At 77.4% G+C, this 16,722-nt stretch carries 14 protein-coding genes; 7 read left to right on the top strand and 7 right to left on the bottom strand.

Going from position 1 to position 16,722, the window contains the following annotated elements:
- The first annotated feature begins 98 nt into the window (after nt 1-98).
- Both ACRYM0_RS16755 and ACRYM0_RS16750 read left to right on the top strand, forming a co-directional pair.
- Nucleotides 99-923 (top strand): NAD(P)H-binding protein, encoded by an 825-nt coding sequence (locus ACRYM0_RS16755; RefSeq protein ID WP_432506946.1) that lies wholly within the window; start codon nt 99-101, stop codon nt 921-923.
- A gap of 73 nt (nt 924-996) precedes the next feature.
- The gene (locus ACRYM0_RS16750; RefSeq protein ID WP_432506945.1) at nt 997-1,914 is read left to right on the top strand and encodes an AraC family transcriptional regulator; all 918 of its coding nucleotides are present in this window, start codon (nt 997-999) and stop codon (nt 1,912-1,914) included.
- Between the two features lie 35 nt (nt 1,915-1,949).
- Here the strand turns inward: ACRYM0_RS16750 and ACRYM0_RS16745 are convergent, their stop codons facing one another.
- A complete protein-coding gene (locus ACRYM0_RS16745) occupies nt 1,950-2,579 on the bottom strand; it encodes an AAA family ATPase (protein WP_432506944.1) in 630 nt (209 codons plus the stop codon).
- A gap of 122 nt (nt 2,580-2,701) precedes the next feature.
- Here ACRYM0_RS16745 and ACRYM0_RS16740 point away from each other — a divergent pair, with 122 nt between their 5' ends.
- Complete coding sequence (locus ACRYM0_RS16740) at nt 2,702-3,229, top strand: AMIN-like domain-containing (lipo)protein (RefSeq protein WP_432506943.1); 528 nt, start codon at nt 2,702-2,704, stop codon at nt 3,227-3,229.
- Between the two features lie 24 nt (nt 3,230-3,253).
- On the opposite strand, the gene ACRYM0_RS16735 is transcribed toward ACRYM0_RS16740, so the two are convergent.
- On the bottom strand, nt 3,254-4,864 hold the full coding sequence (locus ACRYM0_RS16735) for a gluconokinase (RefSeq protein ID WP_432506942.1): 1,611 nt from the start codon (nt 4,862-4,864) through the stop codon (nt 3,254-3,256).
- 147 nt (nt 4,865-5,011) lie between these two features.
- Nucleotides 5,012-6,619, bottom strand: coding sequence for a methyl-accepting chemotaxis protein (locus tag ACRYM0_RS16730; RefSeq protein WP_432506941.1), 1,608 nt, complete (start codon nt 6,617-6,619; stop codon nt 5,012-5,014).
- Between the two features lie 131 nt (nt 6,620-6,750).
- Between ACRYM0_RS16730 and ACRYM0_RS16725 the strand changes: the two genes are divergently transcribed.
- Together ACRYM0_RS16725 and ACRYM0_RS16720 are read left to right on the top strand one after the other, a co-directional pair.
- Nucleotides 6,751-8,517, top strand: a complete 1,767-nt coding sequence (locus ACRYM0_RS16725) for a DNA polymerase (RefSeq protein WP_432506940.1) — start codon at nt 6,751-6,753, stop codon at nt 8,515-8,517.
- A 43-nt stretch (nt 8,518-8,560) separates the two neighbouring features.
- Nucleotides 8,561-9,697, top strand: a complete 1,137-nt coding sequence (locus tag ACRYM0_RS16720) for a TerD family protein (protein ID WP_432506938.1) — start codon at nt 8,561-8,563, stop codon at nt 9,695-9,697.
- A gap of 78 nt (nt 9,698-9,775) precedes the next feature.
- Here the strand turns inward: ACRYM0_RS16720 and ACRYM0_RS16715 are convergent, their stop codons facing one another.
- From ACRYM0_RS16715 to ACRYM0_RS16700, 4 genes are all read right to left on the bottom strand, one after another.
- Nucleotides 9,776-11,929 carry a SpoIIE family protein phosphatase gene (locus tag ACRYM0_RS16715; protein WP_432506937.1) on the bottom strand — a complete coding sequence of 718 codons (2,154 nt, stop codon included), beginning with the start codon at nt 11,927-11,929 and terminating at the stop codon, nt 9,776-9,778.
- Between the two features lie 108 nt (nt 11,930-12,037).
- Nucleotides 12,038-12,658 carry a hypothetical protein gene (locus tag ACRYM0_RS16710; protein WP_432506936.1) on the bottom strand — a complete coding sequence of 207 codons (621 nt, stop codon included), beginning with the start codon at nt 12,656-12,658 and terminating at the stop codon, nt 12,038-12,040.
- Nucleotides 12,655-14,199, bottom strand: coding sequence for a mannitol dehydrogenase family protein (locus ACRYM0_RS16705; protein WP_432506935.1), 1,545 nt, complete (start codon nt 14,197-14,199; stop codon nt 12,655-12,657). Before ACRYM0_RS16705 ends, ACRYM0_RS16710 begins: the two co-directional genes overlap by 4 nt.
- Before the next feature lie 127 nt (nt 14,200-14,326).
- Nucleotides 14,327-14,611 (bottom strand): hypothetical protein, encoded by a 285-nt coding sequence (locus ACRYM0_RS16700; RefSeq protein WP_432506934.1) that lies wholly within the window; start codon nt 14,609-14,611, stop codon nt 14,327-14,329.
- Nucleotides 14,612-14,856: 245 nt separating this feature from the next.
- Here ACRYM0_RS16700 and ACRYM0_RS16695 point away from each other — a divergent pair, with 245 nt between their 5' ends.
- Entirely contained in the window at nt 14,857-15,996 is a 1,140-nt protein-coding gene (locus tag ACRYM0_RS16695) for a carboxylate-amine ligase (protein WP_432506933.1), read from the top strand.
- 73 nt (nt 15,997-16,069) lie between these two features.
- Nucleotides 16,070-16,657 (top strand): hypothetical protein, encoded by a 588-nt coding sequence (locus tag ACRYM0_RS16690; RefSeq protein ID WP_432506932.1) that lies wholly within the window; start codon nt 16,070-16,072, stop codon nt 16,655-16,657.
- Nucleotides 16,658-16,722: the final 65 nt, after the last annotated feature.

The following is a 16,722-nucleotide window of genomic DNA, read 5'->3' as shown; positions in this document are numbered from 1 at the left end:
GCGTATGGCCGCCGTTGGGGGGGGGGCGGTCGAGTGGCCGCGGCCCCGCAGGGGGCCCGGGACCCACCGCGGCGCGGGCCGCGTCAGGAGGAGGAGAGATGTTCGTCGTCATCGGAGGGAACGGGAAGACCGGCCGGCGCGTCGCGGACCGGCTGCGCGCGCGGGGCGAGGACGTGCGCACCGGGTCGCGCTCGACGGCCCCGAGGTTCGACTGGCAGGACGCCTCCACGTGGGCGCCCGCGCTGGCCGGCGCGCAGGCCGCCTACGTCACCTACCACCCCGACCTCGCGTTCCCGGGCGTCCCGGAACTGGTCGAGGAGTTCTGCGCGACCGCGCGCACGGCGGGCGTGCGCCGCGTCGTCCTGCTGTCCGGGCGCGGCGAGGAGGGGGCGGTGGCCAGCGAGGAGGCCGTGCAGCGTTCCGGCCTGGAGTGGACGGTGGTGCGCTGCAACTGGTTCAACCAGAACTTCTCCGAGAGCTTCTTCCTGGGGCCGGTCCGAGCCGGGGTGCTGTCGATCCCCGCCGGGGACGCCGTCGAGCCGTTCGTGGACGTCGACGACATCGCGGACGTGGCGACCGCCGCACTGACCCGCCCCGGGCACGCCGGGCAGGTGCACGAACTGTCCGGCCCGCGCCCGCTCGGTTTCGACGACGTCGCGCGGGAACTGTCCGACGCCACGGGGCGGCGCATCTCCTACGAGCCCGTCACCCGCGCCGAGTACGCGGCGGAACTGGAGCGCGAGGGCCTGCCCGGCGGCTTCGCGGACCTGTTCACCCTGATCCTGGACGGCCGCAACGCCTCGGTGACGGACGGGGTGGAACGTGTCCTGGGTCGGGCGCCGAAGGACTTCTCCACCTACGCCCGCGAGGCGGCGGCGAGCGGGGTGTGGAACCCCGTGCCCGTCGGCGCCCCGGCCGGCTGAACCCACCGCGGTGCACGGGTTCCTCGCGCCGGCGGCGGAACCGGCCGGTACCGCGTGCCCTACCGTCGGCGGTGTGGAGTCACCGGGGTGGTTCGACGGCCCGCGCGCCCGCGACGCCTTCGTGCTGCGCGTGGTGATGGAACCGCCGTGGTCGATCCGGGTGGTGGACGAGGCGCCGCTGACGGCCGTGGCGCTGCTGTCGGGGACGGCGTGGGCGCTCGGCTCCCGCGGGGCGGTGGTGATGTCGGCCGGCGACGTGCTGCTGGCCCGCGACACCGAGCCGTACGTCCTGGCCAGCGCGCCCGGCGCCCCGCCGGGTGCCGTGGTCGGCGCCGGACAGTCGTGCTCGGCCGCCGACGGGCGCGACCTGCCGCCCGGCTGGCGCTCGGGGGTGCGCACGTGGGGCAACGACCCCGCGGGCCGGGACGTCATGGTGGTGGGGACGTTCCGCAGCCGCGGCGAGGTGGGGCGGTTGCTCACCGGGACGTTGCCGGCGAACGTGGTGGTCCCCGACCCGGACCCGGCGCTCCTGCCGCTGCTGGCGCGCGAGGTGGAGCGCGACGCCGAGGGGCAGTCGGCGGTCCTGGACCGGTTGCTGGACCTGCTGCTGATCGCCACCCTGCGGCGGTGGTCGGCGTCGGGGCCCGGCGCGCCCGGTGCGGTGGCGGCCCCCTCCCCCGACCCGGTGGTGCACCGCACCGTGCAGGCCCTGCACGCCGAACCGCAGGCGCCGTGGACGCTGGACGCGCTCGCCCGCCGGGCGGGGGTCTCCCGTTCCGCCCTGACCCGCCGGTTCACGCAGCGGGTGGGGACACCGCCGATGACCTACCTGGCGAACTGGCGCCTGGCGCTGGGCGCGGACCTGCTGGACGACCCCGGGCTCACCCTGGCGGCGATCGCGCGGCGCGTCGGCTACGGATCGCCCTTCAGCTTCAGCGCCGCGTTCAAGAAGCGCTACGGCGTCAGCCCGCAGGAGCACCGCTCCCGCTGACCCCGGCCCCGGCCCCGGCCCCGGCCCCGGCCCGGTCAGCCCAGGCGGACGTGCCGCACCGCGGTCCAGCGCCGCTGCAGCCCGCCGCGCACCCGCCCGGCGGGCGGCAGCAGGTCCACCCCGCACAGCGCGGCGACGCGCTCGGCGACCTGTGGCACGTCCAGCCCGTCGGTGTCGAGGTGCTCGGCGAACTCCTCACCCCGCAACCGCTCCAGGCAGTGCTCCACCCGGGCCAGCGCGAACGACGCCCCCGGTGCGAACCCCGACCGGGCGGTGGCCGCTGCCGCCACCCGGCCCAGGGAGCGTTCGCGCAACCGGCGCCGCACCGTCCCCGGTCGCGCCAGCAGCGCGACGTGCCGCACGTCGTGGCCGCGGCGGCGCAGCTCCCCCACCGTCTGGTCGAAGTGCTCCGGTTCCACCACGGTCATCGGCGCCAGGACCACGCCGTCCCATCGGTGCAGGACGTGCTCCAGCGCTCCCACGACACCGGTGCGCCAGGCGGGCAGGTCCTGGAAGTCGCCGCGCAGCGACGGCGGCAGGGTGCGGTGCAGCCCGAACCCGACGTGCTCGGGGTCGCACACGACGCTGCCGGGGAGCCGCCGGCGCAGCTCGTGCGCGGTCTGCGTCTTGCCGCCGCCGAACGGGCCGTTGATCCACACCAGCACCCCGTGCACGCTACGCCGGGCGCCCCGCCCCACCCGCCCGTTCGACACGCCCCGGGCACGGGGTGACGATGGGACCGGGTGGCCGGACGGCACGGTGCCGTTCCCGCCGGGAGGAGGCCCGGGTGGAGCGGTCAGCGGCACTGGCGTCCCTGCTCCTGGGTTCGGCCCTGGTGGGTCTGGCCCCACCGGCGTCCGCGGTGGCCGGTTGCGGGTACGCGTGGGGTTCCCTGCCGCGGAGCGCCCCGTCGGTGCGCCACGCGGAGGTCGTGGACGTGCGCACGGGATCGCACCCGTGCTTCGACCGGCTCGTGGTGGACCTGCGCGGCAGCGGTGACGGGTACTTCGTGCGCTACGTCGACGCGGTGGACCAGGACGGGTCCGGCAGGCCCGTGCCGGTGACCGGGGGCGCGCGCCTGGAGGTGGTCGTCGTCGAACCCCTCGCCGTGCCCGCCGCGCTGCACCTGACCGACGGCGACCTGCCGGACGTGAGCGGCCACCGCACGTTCCGGGACCTGGTGTGGGCCAGCTCGTTCGAGGGGCGGACGACGTTCGGGCTGGGCGTGCGGGCACGGTTGCCGTTCCGGGTGTTCACCCTGGACGGGCCGGCGGGGGGTTCCCGGGTCGTCGTGGACGTCGCGCACCGCTGGTGAGGCGGCGCGCTCCCGCGCCTGCCGTCAGTCCTCGTCGAGGGGCGGTTCGGCACCGGGCCCGGGAGCGGGTTCCCCCTCCGGTTCCCCGGTGCTCTCGGCGGTGAACTCCCGCAGCGCCCGGAACGTCGGGCCCAGCGCGTCCGTCAGCGACGCGAACACCGGCCGGAGCCGGGCGTGGACGGCGGCGTCGGCGGCGTCGGGTTCCACGACCTCGCCGATGCGGACCTCGCGGCGGGCGGCCTCGACCATGTCGAGGTTCCCCAGCGCGTGGTGGCCGACGAGGGCGGCGCCGAAGCTGGAACCCTCCTGCCCACCGGCGGCGAACGACAGCGGCCGGCCCAGGACGTCGGCGAGCAGCTGCCGCCACACCCGGCTGCGGGCGAAACCCCCCGTGGCGCGGATCTCGGCGATCTCCGAGCCGGCGTCCTCCACGGAGTCGGCGACGAGGGCGAGCTGCTGGCACACCCCCTCCAGGGCGGCGCGCACGACGTGCCCGCGCCCGTGCCGGCGCTGCAGGCCGACGAGCACGCCGCTGGTCAGCGCGCTCCACTGCGGCGCCCGCTCGCTGAGCAGGTGCGGCAGCATCAGCAGCCCCTCCGCCCCGGCGGGCACGCCGGCGGCCAGGTCGATGAGGGACTCCTCGGGCGCCTCGCCGAGCTCACCGGCCACGAACGACAGGTCCGGGGTGAGGGTCTCCGCCAGCCAGCGCAGCACCACGCCGCCGTTGGTGGTGGCCCCACCGACCACCCACAGGTCGTCGGTGAGGGAGTAGCAGAACGTGCGCCCGGCCGCGTCCACGCGCGGGGTGCGCGCGGCCACCCGCAGCGCCCCGGAGGTGCCGATGGACAGCGCCGCGGTGCCGGGCACGACGGCGCCGACGCCGAGGTTGGCCAGCGGGCCGTCGGCGCCACCGGCGAACACGGGTGTGCGGGCGGGCAGGTCCAGCTCCTGCGCGGCGGTGGCGGTCAGGGTTCCCGCCAGCGCCGTCACCGGGACCACGGGCGGCAGCTGCACGGGGCTGACGCCCGCCACGCGCAGGGCGTCGGCGGACCAGTCGCCGGTGGAGAGGTCCACCATCCCGGTGGCCGAGGCGGTGGAGCGGTCGGTGACCCACTGGCCCGTCCAGCGCCGCACCAGCAGGTCCTTCACCTGCACCCAGGTGCGCACGGCGGCGAACAGCGCGGGCTGGTGCCGCTGCAGGTGCACCAGCTTCACCAGCGGCGACATGGGGTGCACGGGGGTGCCGGTGGCACGGTGCAGGGCGCGGCCGAGGTCGGTGGGCCGCAGCTCCTCGGCCTCCTCGGTGGCGCGGGTGTCCGCCCAGGTGATGACCTGCGTCAGCAGCTCGTCGCGGGCACCCAGGCCGACGAGGGAGTGCATGGCGGAGCTGAAGGAGATCCCGGCGACGGTGCAGCCGGCGGCGCTCGCGCGGGCGGCGGCGTCGCGGGTGGCGCCCACGGCCGCGCGCAGCACGTCCTCGGCGCCGAGCTCGACGTGCCCGGGGGCGGGTTCGCGCAGGGAGTAGCCGGCGCCGGCCGAGGCGCGCTCGCGGCCGGCGGCGTCGAAGGCGACGACCTTGGTGGACGTGGTGCCCAGGTCGACGCCCAGGACGACGGGGGTGTTCTGCTCGGGCATCGGTCCTCCGGTCGTGGGGGGACCCGGCCGCCCGGAGCGGACCGGGGCGCCGCGCACGGGCGCGGCGCCCCCATGATGCCCGCCGCGCCCGCCCGCGCGACGGGACCCCTCGGGACCGGGGCACTCCCGGACCCTCGGAGCGGACCCTCAGAGGCGGAAGGCGCCCACCGACTCGCGCAACCGCCCGGAGGTCTCGCGCAGCGCCTCCACGGAGGTGCGCACCTGCTCCAGGCTGGCGCGGTCCACGGCGCTGGCGCCCGCCACGGCGGAGAGCACCCCGGCGATCTCCTGGGTGCCGCCGGCCGCGTCGGCCACCGTGCGGGCCAGCTCGCCGGTGGTGGCGGTCTGCTCCTCCACCGCGGCCGCGATCGTGGCCTGGTGGTCGTCGATGCGGGCGATGATCTCGGCGATGCGGCCGATGGTGGTCGCGGCCTCGGAGCTGCCGCGCTCGATGGCGGCGACCTTGCGGGTGATGTCCTCGGTGGCGCCGGCGGTCTGCTGCGCCAGCTCCTTGACCTCCCCGGCCACCACGGCGAAGCCCTTGCCGAGCTCACCGGCGCGCGCCGCCTCGATGGTGGCGTTCAGGGCCAGCAGGTTCGTCTGCTCGGCGATGGCGGTGATGGTGCCCACGACGCTGGCGATCGCGCGGGTGGCGTCGCCCAGCTCGGCGACGGTGGCGCGGGTGGTCTCGGCCGCCTCGACGGCCTCGCGGGCCACCGACGCCGACTGCGCCATGCCGGAGGAGATCTCGTTGATGGCCGCGCCCAGCTCGTCGGCGCCCGCGGCGATGGTGGACACGTCCGCGGAAACCACGTCCGCGGAGCGGGCCGCCCGGTCGGTGTCGCCGGCGGTGCGCTCGTTGGCGGCGGACAGCTCCTGCGAGCGCCCGGCGAGCTCGTCGGCCATCCCGGCGACCTCGCGGGCGCTGGTGGCGACGTCGCCGACGGTGCGGCGGGTGGCGGTCACGGCGGCCTCGAGGGCCTCGGCCATCTCGCGGAACTCGTCGCCGCCGTCGACGACGGGCACGACGGTCAGGTCGCCCTCGGCGACGCGGCGCAGGTCGGCGACGCTGCGGCGCAGCGGGCCGACGACGCTGCGGGTGAGCACCACCAGCAGCAGCACGGTCAGCGCGGCCGCGACGACCAGCGCGGCGAGCACGAGGGTGCGGCTGCGGTCGGCGGCGGCCTCCGCCTCGGCGGCGGCGGCGGCGGCGCGGGCGTCCACGGCCTCGGCCAGCTCGGCGGTGACGGTGAGCAGCTCGCCGTAGGCGGTGTAGCCGTTCCCGAGGATCTCGGCCTCGGCGGCGGCCAGGTCACCGGTCCGGTACAGGGCGACGGCGCGCTCGTCCGAGGTGAAGTACTCGTCCCACAGGTCGGCGACCTGCTCGATCAGCTCGCGCTCCTGCGCGGTCATCAGGGAGGTGGGGGCGGCCGCGAGGGCCTCCTGCAGGGACGCCTTGCTGGCGAGGAAGCCGGCGCGGTTGCCGGAGGAGGAGTCGACGGCCTCCGGCAGGCCGAGGCGGTAGCTGTCCCACGCGTAGGCGACCTGCCAGCCGCTGACGTCGGCGTCCCAGAAGCGCTGCTCCTCGGTGAAGCGCACCAGCTCGGTGATGTCGCGCTGGGCCTGCAGGGACCGCGACTGCGCGGCGATGCTCGTCAGGGCTGCGGCACCGGTGGCGAGGAGGAGGGCGAGGACGAGGCCGAAGGCGAGCGCGAGGCGCGTGCCGACGCGGACGCGGCGCAGCAGGGACGACATGGGGGACGACCTTCCGTGGACCCGTGAGACGGAGCGGGTCCTCTCCCATCGGCGCGCACCGGGGCCGTCTTGAGCTCCCCGGCACCGCCGCGGGGTGCGGGCGTGTCCGCCCCGGCGGGCAGGATGGCGGTGTGGACGCCGCCTCGGACCTCGCGGGTGCGCTGCACCGGGTGGGCGCGCGCACCGGTGAGCCCCTGGCGCTGGTCGTGGTGCCCGGCCTGGGTGCGGGTCTGGCCGCGGCCGGTGGCCCGCTGCCGCTGCCGGGCGAGCCGGCCGACCTGGTCCGCCGGGTGGAGCGGGGCCTGGCGCCGAGGTGGACGTGGTGGTCGGCGGCGGGCACCGCGGCCCCGCTGGTCGCGGCGGGCGTGCACCTGGCCCGCTGCCACGATGTGGCGGCGGTGCACCGGCTGCTGGTGGGCGGCTCGCGCGACGACCCGGCCGCGGCGTGGGCGGCGGCGCACGACCTGCCCGAGCCGCCGCCGCCCGCGCAGCACCGCGAGGCCGCGCACGGCACGGGGCTGCTGGACCTGGACGGCACCCTGGCCGGGGACGCCGGCCCGGTCGACGAGCACGGCCAGCTCTCCGCGGGGTGGGTGCAGGGCCGCGCGTTCGGCCCGGACGCCGAGCCCGCCGAGCGGCTGCGGCGGGCGGCCCGCTGGGCGGTGCTGGCCCTGCACACCGCCGCCGGGCAGCAGCGGGCCCTGGACGCCCGGCCGGACCCGCGCCCGCACCCGGCGCCCCCGCCGCTGCCGGTGCAGACGGCGTGGAGCGAGTCGGCGGCGGCGCTGCTGGCGGTGGAGCTGGAGCGCACGGGCCTGCCGCTGGACCGGGCCGTCGCCGAGGCGGTCGTGGTCGCCGAGGTCGGTCCGCGCCCGGACGGCCCCGCGGCGGAGGCGGCCGCGCGCGCCGCGCGGGACGCACCGGTGCGCGAGCTGCTGGGGCCGGTGGACCTGCGCAACCCCGCCCAGGTGCTCGCGGCGCTGCGGCAGCTGGGTTTCGACGTGCCGGACACGCGGGCGTGGCGGCTGGAGCGGTTGCGCGGTTCGCACCCGGTGGTGGAGGCGCTGCTGCGCTGGCGCCGGGCGGAGCGGCTGGCCACCACGTACGGCCACGGCTGGCTGGCGCACCACGTCGGTGCCGACGGCCGGCTGCGCGGGGCGTGGTCGGCCTCCGACGGCGGGGGCGGGCGGATGACCGCGCAGGCGGGGCTGCACAACCTGCCCGCCGAGCTGCGTCCCGCGGTGGCGGCCGAGCGCGGGCACGTGCTGGTGCGCGCCGACCTGGGGCAGGTGGAACCGCGGGTGCTGGCGGTGCTGTCCGGCGACGCGGGTCTGGCCGCCGCCACCCGCGACGACGACCTGTACGCGCCCGTGGCCGCCGCGCTGGGCGCGGACCGCGCCACCGCGAAGGTCGCCGTCCTGGCGGCGATGTACGGGCAGACGTCCGGCGCGGCCGGGGAGGCGCTGCGGCGCATGGAGCGCGCCTACCCGGCGGCGCTGGCGTTCCTGCGCGCCGCCGAGGAGGCCGGGCGCGCGGGGCGGGACGTGGCGACGTGGGGCGGGCGGCCGGTGCGGGTGGGCAGCGCCGACCTGCCGGAGGAGGCGAGGGCCGTGCGGGGGCGCTTCGCCCGCAACGCCGTCGTGCAGGGCACCGCGGCGGAGCTGTTCAAGGCGTGGGCGGCGTCGGTGCGCGCCGGCCTGGCGGACGCGGGGGGCGGGGGTCGCGTCGTGCTGTGCCTGCACGACGAGCTGCTGCTGCACGTGCCGGAGCAGGACGCGGGCGCGGCGGCGGACCTGCTGCGCTCGGCGCTGGCGAGGACGGCGCGGCGCTGGGCGGGCGGCGAGGTGCGGTTCGTCGCGGACGTCGCGGTGGTGCGGCGGTGGTCGGAGGCGAAGTAGGGCGCGCTGGCGCCGGGGTCGCTGCGGCGGGCAGGGTGGTGGCGTGGCGACGCAGCTGACCAAGGGGTCCAACACCGAACTGCCGACCGCGCCCGTGCGGGCCGTCCTGGGGTGGGACGCCGGGCCGGGCGTGCCGGACGTGGACACCAGCGCCCTGCTGCTGACGGCCGCGGGGAAGGTGCGCTCCGACGACGACTTCGTCTTCTACAACCAGCCCGCCCACCCCTCCGGCGCGGTGCGGTACGGCCGCGACGGCGCGGTGGAGGCGGACCTGCCGGCCGTGGAGGCGCAGGTGGAGCGGGTGGTGCTGGCGGCGTCCGCGGACGGCGGCACGTTCGGGCAGGTCCCCGGCCTGCACCTGCGGGTGCTGGCCGCGGACGGCGCGGAACTGGCCCGGTTCGACGTGCCGCAGGCGGGGCCGGAGACCGCGTTCGTGGCCGGGGAGCTGTACCGGCGCGGCGGCGGGTGGAAGCTGCGCGCGGTGGGGCAGGGCTACGACACCGGCCTGGCGGGGCTGGCCACGGACTTCGGCATCACCGTCGACGACGAACCAGCCCCCGCGGCTGCGGCACCCGCGGCACCCGCGCCGGAACCGGCGCGCGCCCCGCTGAACCTGGACAAGGGCCGCGTGTCCCTGGTGAAGGACCAGACGGTGTCGCTGGTGAAGACGGGCGCTCCCCCGCTGAGCGCCGTCACCCTGGGCCTGGGCTGGGACCCGGCCGCGCGCGGCCGCAACATCGACCTGGACGCCTCCTGCATCGCGTTCGACGCCCGCGGGAAGGACCTCGCCACGGTGTGGTTCATGTCGAAGCAGGCGTTCCGCGGCGCGATCGCGCACAGCGGCGACAACCTCACCGGCGCCGGCGAGGGCGACGACGAGCAGATCCGCGTGCGCCTGGGGGACCTGCCCGCCGACGTGCACGCGCTGGTGTTCACCATCAACTCCTTCGGCGGGCAGCGGTTCACCGCCGTCAGCCGGGCGTTCTGCCGCCTGCTGGACGCCGGCGGTGCGGAACTCGTGCGCTACGAGCTCAGCGACACGCAGGGCACCACCGCCGTCCTCATGGCGGCGGTGGTGCGCGACGGGGCCGCGTGGTCGATGCGCGCGCTGGGCGAGTTCCGCTCCGGGCGCACGGTGCGCAAGCTGGTCGACCCGGCGCGGGAACTGCTGTTCGGGTAGTCCCGCGCGCCCTGCTGCGGCGGCCCTGCCCCCCACTCCGCGGTGATCATGCACGGTTGAACCCTCAATCGTGCATGATCACCGCGGGGGGTGAGGCGGGTGGCCGGGGCGGTCCCGCGGGTGCAGGTGCACCGCGACGACCGCGACGTCGTCCTCCTGCTGCCCCGGCAGCATCCGGGCCAGCAGCCCGTCGCACAGCGCGTCCAGGCCGCCCCCGCGCGCGGCCAGCTCGGTCAGGGTGCGGCGCAGCAGGTGCAGGCCCTCGTCGAGGGACTGCCCGCGCCGCTCCACGAGGCCGTCGGTGTACAGCAGGACGGTGCTGCCGCGTTCCAGGACCGCCGAGAACTCCTCGCGGGGGGCGTCCGGCAGGACCCCGAGCAGCAGGTCGGCGTGCTCGCCGCTCAGCGCCCGCACCCGCCCGTCGGGGGTGATGACCATCGGCGGCGGGTGGCCGGCGCTGGACCAGCGCACCCGCGTGTCCCCCGGGGCCAGCGTCCCGTCGTGCTCCAGGCGCGCCACGACGGCGGTGGCGGTGGTGTCCACCCGCAGCGTGTGCACGACCCGGTCGACGGTGCGCAGCACCTCGGCGGGCGCTCCCCCGCCGGCCGCGGCGATCCCGCGCACCAGGGTGCGCACCTGGCTCATGGCGGCGGCGGCCTGCGTGTCGTGGCCGACGACGTCGCCGATGACGAGCACCGTGGCGCCGTCCGGCTGCAGGAACGCGTCGTACCAGTCCCCGCCGACCTGCGCCGCCTGCGCCGCCGGCTGGTACCGGGCCACCACCTGCAGGTGCTCCGGCTCGGGCAGGGCGGTCAGCAGGGACCGCTGCAGCGTCTCCGCCAGCTCGCGCTGCTGGCGGTACAGGCGCGCGTTGTCCAGCACGATGCCCGCGCGGGCGCCGACGTGCTCGACGGTGACGAGGTCGTCGGCGCTGAAGTCGCCGCGCTCGGCGCGGTTGGCCAGCGAGAGCATGCCCACCGGCCCCTCCCGCCCGACCAGGGGCAGCACCACCACCGACTCCGGCGCCAGCAGCCCCAGCTGCTCGCGCACCGGCCCGGGCGGCAGCATCGCCTGCACGGCGGCCGTGGCGCCGGCGGGCAGGAACTGCGGCCGGCCGCTGGTCATCGCCCGCACCACGACCGTGTCGTCGGTGAGCAGGCGCATGCGGGCGTGCGCGTACTCCTCGAGCACTGGCTGCAGCGCGGGGTCGCGGTGGCAGGCGGCGGCGTCGCGCAGGCCGCGGCGGGTGCCCGCCTGGTGGGTGTCGTCGACGAGGGTGACGATCGCCCAGTCCGCCAGCGCGGGCACCACCAGCCGCGCCAGCCGGCGGGCGGCCTCGTCGTTGTCCAGCGTGCCGGTGAGCTCGGCGGTGATGCGCCCCAGGAGTTCCGTGCGGCGCGCGGCCCGCTCGGACTCCTGCTGGGCGCGGCGCCGCTCGGTGACGTCGAGGAAGTACACCGCCAGCCCGTCGCCGGTGCGCCAGGCGCGCACCTCGTACCAGGCGTTCAGCGGCGCGGGGTAGTGCGCGTCGAACGTCACCGTCTCGCCGCTGTCCATCGCGCGGCGGTAGTTCACCTCGAAGTCGCTGCCGGGGGCGGCGGGGAACAGGTCCCACACCACCCCGCCGAGGAGTTCGCGGCGCTCGCGGCCCAGCACCCGCTCGGCCTCGGCGTTGACGTACGTGAACCGCCAGGAGGTGTCCAGCGAGAAGAACGCCGTGGACATCGACTCCAGCACCCGGGCCACCCGCGCCTCGGCCTCGCGGTGGGCCGTGACGTCCCACGCCGCCCCCAGCAGGCGCACCGCGGCGCCGCGCTCGTCGCCCAGCGCCCGGCCCCGGGCGCCGACCCAGCGCACGTCCCCGCCGGGCAGCACGATCCGGTACTCGGCGGAGAAGCGCCCGCAGGTGGCGATCGCCGCCTCCAGGTCGGCGCTGACGCGCGGCAGGTCCGCCGGGTGCAGGCGCTCGTGGAACGCCTCGATGGTGCTGACGAAGGCGGCCGGCCCGTACCCGAACAGCTCCACCAGGCGCTCGTCCCACGCCAGGGTGCCGCTGACGAGGTCCCAGTCGAAGGTGCCGACGCCGGCGGCCTCGATGGCCAGCTCCAGCAGCTCGCGGCGCACGTCGGCGATGCGCCCGGCGTCCGGCGGCGGCGGCAGCGGGCTGGGCGCGCTCGCCACGTTCCGGGTCTCGCCCTGCGCCCCGCTGGGGACCTCGACGCGCTCCGACACCCGGCCTCCTCGTCAGCGGGCGCGGCCGCACCCACCGGTCAGTCTCCCCCACGCCGCCGCGCCGCGGGGACCACGGCCCGGGCGGCCGCACCGGGCACCGGGCACCGCCTAGCCGTGCAGGCCGCGGGCGGTGGCCGTGCACAGCAGGCCCACCACGTCCCACCAGGAGCGCACGACCGCGCACGCGCCCGCCTCGCGCAGCTCCACCTCCCGCACGGCCCGCTCGGCGGGCGCCACGAACAGCAGGTTGCCGATCACCGGCCAGCCCGCGGCCACCGCCGAGGCGGTGCCGGCGGCGCGGTCCTCCACCGCGACGGCCTGACCGGCCCCGAGCCCCAGGCACTGCCCGGCGAAGCGGTAGACGGCCGGGCCGGGCTCGTGCGGGGGGCGCGGCGGGGAGTCCTGCGCGCTGAAGCGCAGCTCCGGCGGGAAGTAGCGGGCCGTGCCGGTGACCTCCAGGCGGGCCGCGGTCCGGGCGTCGGTGCCCGACCCGATCGCGGCGAGGCCGAAGTGCTCGCTCAGGGTGCGCAGGGGCTCCAGCACGCGCGGGTCGGGCGAGCCGGTCGGGGCCGCCGGGGCCGCCGGGGCCGGGGCCCGCGCCCCCACCGGCGCGGGGACGGGGTCGGGCTCGCGGTCGGGCCGGGGGGCGGGGAAGAGGCTGCCGTCGGCGTCGCAGAGCACCCAGCGCACCTCGCGCAGGGCCCGGGCGGCGGCGGCGCCCCCGATCACGCCGCCGCCCCCCGTCCGGCCGCCGGCACCGGCTGGTCGCGCTCCGCGCGCGGGTCCGGGTCGGCGACGGCGGACCGGCCGGTGCGCAGGGCGAGCGCGGCCTCCAGCGGGCCGGCCTCCAGGGCGCGCAGCTGCTCGCGCAGCTCCTCGCGCAGCCGCACGCTGTCGCCGAAGCCGGCGAACACGTCGCGCTGGCACAGCAGCGCGCCGGGGTCGGTGCCGCCGGCGCGGGCGGCAGCCGTCAGCCGCTCGGCGTGCGCGTCCTGCACCTCGATCGCCTCGCCCGCGTAGTCGACCCCGCGCAGGTAGCGCAGCCACGCCGCCAGCGCCAGCACCAGGTGGCGGCGCGGGCGGTTCTGGTCCACCGCCTGCCGCAGGGAGGGCAGCAGGTACTCGGGGACCTTCGTGCTGCCCCGCCGGCACAGGCGGGGCAGCTGGTCGCCCACGCGCGGGTTGGAGAACCGCTCCACCAGCGTGGCGCAGTAGCGGCTCAGGTCGATGCCGGGCACGTCCAGCAGCAGCGCCGACGCCTCGGCGAGGAAACCCTCGACGAAGGCGCGCACCCGGGGGTCGGCCATCGCCTCGTCGGTGGTGCGGAAACCCGCCAGCGACCCCAGGTAGCCGAGCGCGCAGTGGGCGCCGTTGAGCAGGCGGGTCTTCATGATCTCGTACGGCAGGACGTCACCGGTGAACTGCACGCCCACCTCCTCCAGCGCCGGGCGGCCGGCGCAGAAGGAGTCCTCCACCACCCACTGGGAGAACGGCTCGGTGACCACCGGCCAGCGGTCCCGCAACCCGTGCCGGCGCGCGAGCTCCTCGCGGTCCTCCGGCACCGTCTCGGGCGTGATCCGGTCCACCATGCTGCTGGGGAAGGTGACGTTCGCGGCGATCCAGTCCGCCAGCTCCGGGTCGCGCAGGTGGGCGGTGGCGAGCACCGCCTCGCGGGTGCGGGCGCCGTTGTGCTGCACGTTGTCGCAGGAGAGCACCGTGAACGGGCCGGTGCCGCGCCGCCGGCGCCGGTCCAGCGCCTCCACCAGGTACCCGAACGCCGTGCCGGGCGCGTGGGGGTTCTCCACGTCGGCGGCCACCTCCGGCACCGAGGGGTCCACGCCGTCGTCGGCCGGGTAGGCGGTGCCGGTGATCGTCAGGGTCACCAGGCGGGTGCGCGGGTCGGCCAGCCGCTCCAGCACGGCCTCGGGGTCGTCGGGGGCGTACAGGTAACCGACGAGCACCCCCACCAGGCGCACCTCGTCGTGCTCGGGACCGCGCACGACGACGCTGTACAGGTTGTCCTGGGGCGCCAGGGCGTCGCGCATGCGCGAACTGTGCAGCCCCACCCCGACCACGCCCCAGCCGGTCTCGCCGCGGCGGGCCAGGTCGTCCAGGTAGACCGCCTGGTGCGCGCGGTGGAAACCGCCGACGCCGAGGTGCACCACCGACGGCACGAGCGCGGAGCGGTCGTACCCGGGGGCGTCGACACCGGGCGGCGGGGAGCTCGCGACCGCGGGCGAGAGCGGGGTGGGGAGGTCCTGAGGGTTCACGGGTGCTCCGGGGGACGGGCGGGGCGGCGGCGCCGCCCGCGCCAACGGGACGACGGCCAGCCGCTTCGACCGCACTGCGGAGCTACCCCGTCGCCGCCCCGGTCAAACCCCGACCCGCCGGAGCCGCTCAGGGGCGCGGGTCGGTGCGCTCCCAGCGCCGCCCACCGCGCTGGCGGCGCGGGGTGGTGGCCGCCACGCACTTCGGGCACACCCACCGCACGGCGTCGGCGCTGCCACCGGTCACCGGGTCGGTGTCGGAGAAGTCAACGTGCGGGAAGCGCGCCAGCCCCGCCCGGCGCAGCGGCACCCCGCACGCCGTCTGGTTCTGCCCCGGTTCCCAGGCGTGCACCTCCCCCTCGGGCAGCCGGCTGCCCTCACCGGGGTCGTACGTCCCGCTGGCCGCCACCTTCACCGCGCACCTCCCCGTCCGCTCCACGGCCCCGGCTCGACCGTTCCGCGAGCCTAGCCAGCCGCCGCGACCGGCGCCGGGTGGCGCGGCACCGGTGCACGGGGTGCAATGGCCGGGGTCGAACCGTCGGCTGCGCAGCGACCTTCCGACGGAGGACCGGTGAGCCCTGGACGCACCGCCACGCGCACGCACCCGCCGCTGGGCACCGCGGAGCCGGCCCGCGTGCGCGACGCCGGCGACGTCCCCGCGTGAGCGCGGGAACCCTGCCCCGGGCGGCCGGTGGGGTGACCGGCGCCACCCTCGGGGTCGAGGAGGAGTTCCACGTCGCGCGCGCCGGCGACCTGCGGCTGCACGACGACCCGGTGCTCAACCGCGCCGCGCTGGCCGGCCGGCTCGGCGAGCGCGTCTCCGCCGAGATCGCCACCACCCAGCTGGAGACGGCCACGGCGGTGTGCACGACGCTGGACGAGGTCCGCGCCGAGCTGCTCGCGGCCCGTGCGCAGGCGTCGGCCGCGGCGGCCTCCGCGGGCGCGGTCCTGCTGGCCGCCTCCACCCACCCGCTGGGGTGCTGGCACGAGCAGCGGCTGACCTCCCGCCCCCGGTACCTGGAGCTGCTCGAGAAGTGGGGGCTGCTGGCGCTGCAGCAGGTGATCTGCGGCTGCCACGTCCACGTGGGCGTGCCGGACCTGGAGGTGGCTGTGGCGGTGATGGACCGGGTGCGCCCCCACCTGCCGCTGCTGCTGGCCCTCACCGGCAGCTCGGCGTTCCACGAGGGCAGCGACACCGGGTACGACAGCTACCGCACCCAGTGGTTCGCGCGCTGGCCGATCACCGGCCCCCCGGAGGAGATGGGTTCCGCCGAGCAGTACCTCACAGTCGTGCAGGCCCTGCGGACCGCCGGGGTGGTGGAGGACTCCTCGAACCTCTACTGGGACGTGCGGCCCTCGCTGAAGTACCCGACGCTGGAGTTCCGCGTCGCGGACGTGTGCACCGACGTCGACGACGCCGTGCTGCACGCCGCGCTGGTGCGCTCGCTGACCCGCGTGCTCGCCGGCCGGGCCCGCGCGGGGTGGCCGGTGCCGCCGGTGCGCCCGGAGGTGCTGCGCGCGGCCCGCTGGCGCGCGGCGCGGTTCGGGCTGGGCGGCGACCTGCTCGACCCGGTCACGCTGGACCTCGTCCCCGCCCCCGAGGCGGCCCGCCGGCTGCTCGCGGAGCTGGAGGGCGACCTGCGCGAGCACGGCGAGCACGGCACGGTGCGCGACCTGCTCGAGTCCCTGCTGGCGCGCGGCACCTCCGCGACCCGGCAGCGGGCGGTGCTGCACCGCACCGGGGACCTGCACCGGGTCGCCGAGTGGCTGGTGCGGTGCGGCACCGGGGAGAGCCGGTGACGGGCACGTGTGAACCGCGCGGGACGGGGAAGGGGACAGGGGACGACACACCCGTCCGACCCGGAGGTACCCCGTGAACAGCAGCGACAACCGCTACGTCACCCAGGCCGTGCACGACCTCGCGTCCGCCCTGTGGTTCGGCGGGTCCGTCATGGGCGTCGCAGGCGTCAACAAGTCCGGCAGCGACCTGGCGGCCGGTTCCGACCGCATCGAGGTCGCCGCCTCGGCGTGGCGCCGCTTCCAGCCGGCGCAGTGGGGCGGCATCGCCACCGTCCTGGTCACCGGCTCGACGCTCACCGCGGCCAGCGGGCACCGCATCGCGGCGCAGAAGGGCTACGGCAGCGTCGGCGCGCTGAAGGTCGGCCTCGTCCTCGGCGGCGCGGTGGCCACCGCGTACGCCGCCTTCGCCGGCCGCAAGATCGCCCAGGCCTCGGACGCCGCCGAGCAGCGCGGCGAGCCCGTCAGCGTCAAGGACGCCACCCTGCCCACCCCGAACACCCCGGCGGACCTGGCGAAGTGGCAGGGCCGGCAGCGCGTGGCGCAGTTCCTGGTGCCCCTGTTCGCGGGCGGCAACATCTTCTGCAACGCCTACCTGACCCAGTCGTACCGCTTCGGCCAGACCGCCAAGGGCGTCATCGCCCGCCTCAACCCGACCTCCTGACCCCTCCCCCCCCGGGCGGAAACAAGGGTTTCCGCCGGGGGACGGGGCGCCCGGAGGGCGGAAAC

This window comes from Kineococcus arenarius subsp. arenarius, assembly GCF_050871845.1.
GTDB lineage: Bacteria > Actinomycetota > Actinomycetes > Actinomycetales > Kineococcaceae > Kineococcus.
The sequence above is the reverse complement of the archived record's forward strand: the minus strand, read 5'-3'. Positions and strand labels throughout refer to the sequence as shown.

Coding starts and splice junctions, on each gene's coding strand:
- ACRYM0_RS16730 (WP_432506941.1), bottom strand. CDS start 6,619: ATGTCGTCCCTGCTGCGCCGCGTCCGCGTCGGCACGCGCCTCGCGCTC.
- ACRYM0_RS16735 (WP_432506942.1), bottom strand. CDS start 4,864: ATGCCCGAGCAGAACACCCCCGTCGTCCTGGGCGTCGACCTGGGCACC.
- ACRYM0_RS16755 (WP_432506946.1), top strand. CDS start 99: ATGTTCGTCGTCATCGGAGGGAACGGGAAGACCGGCCGGCGCGTCGCG.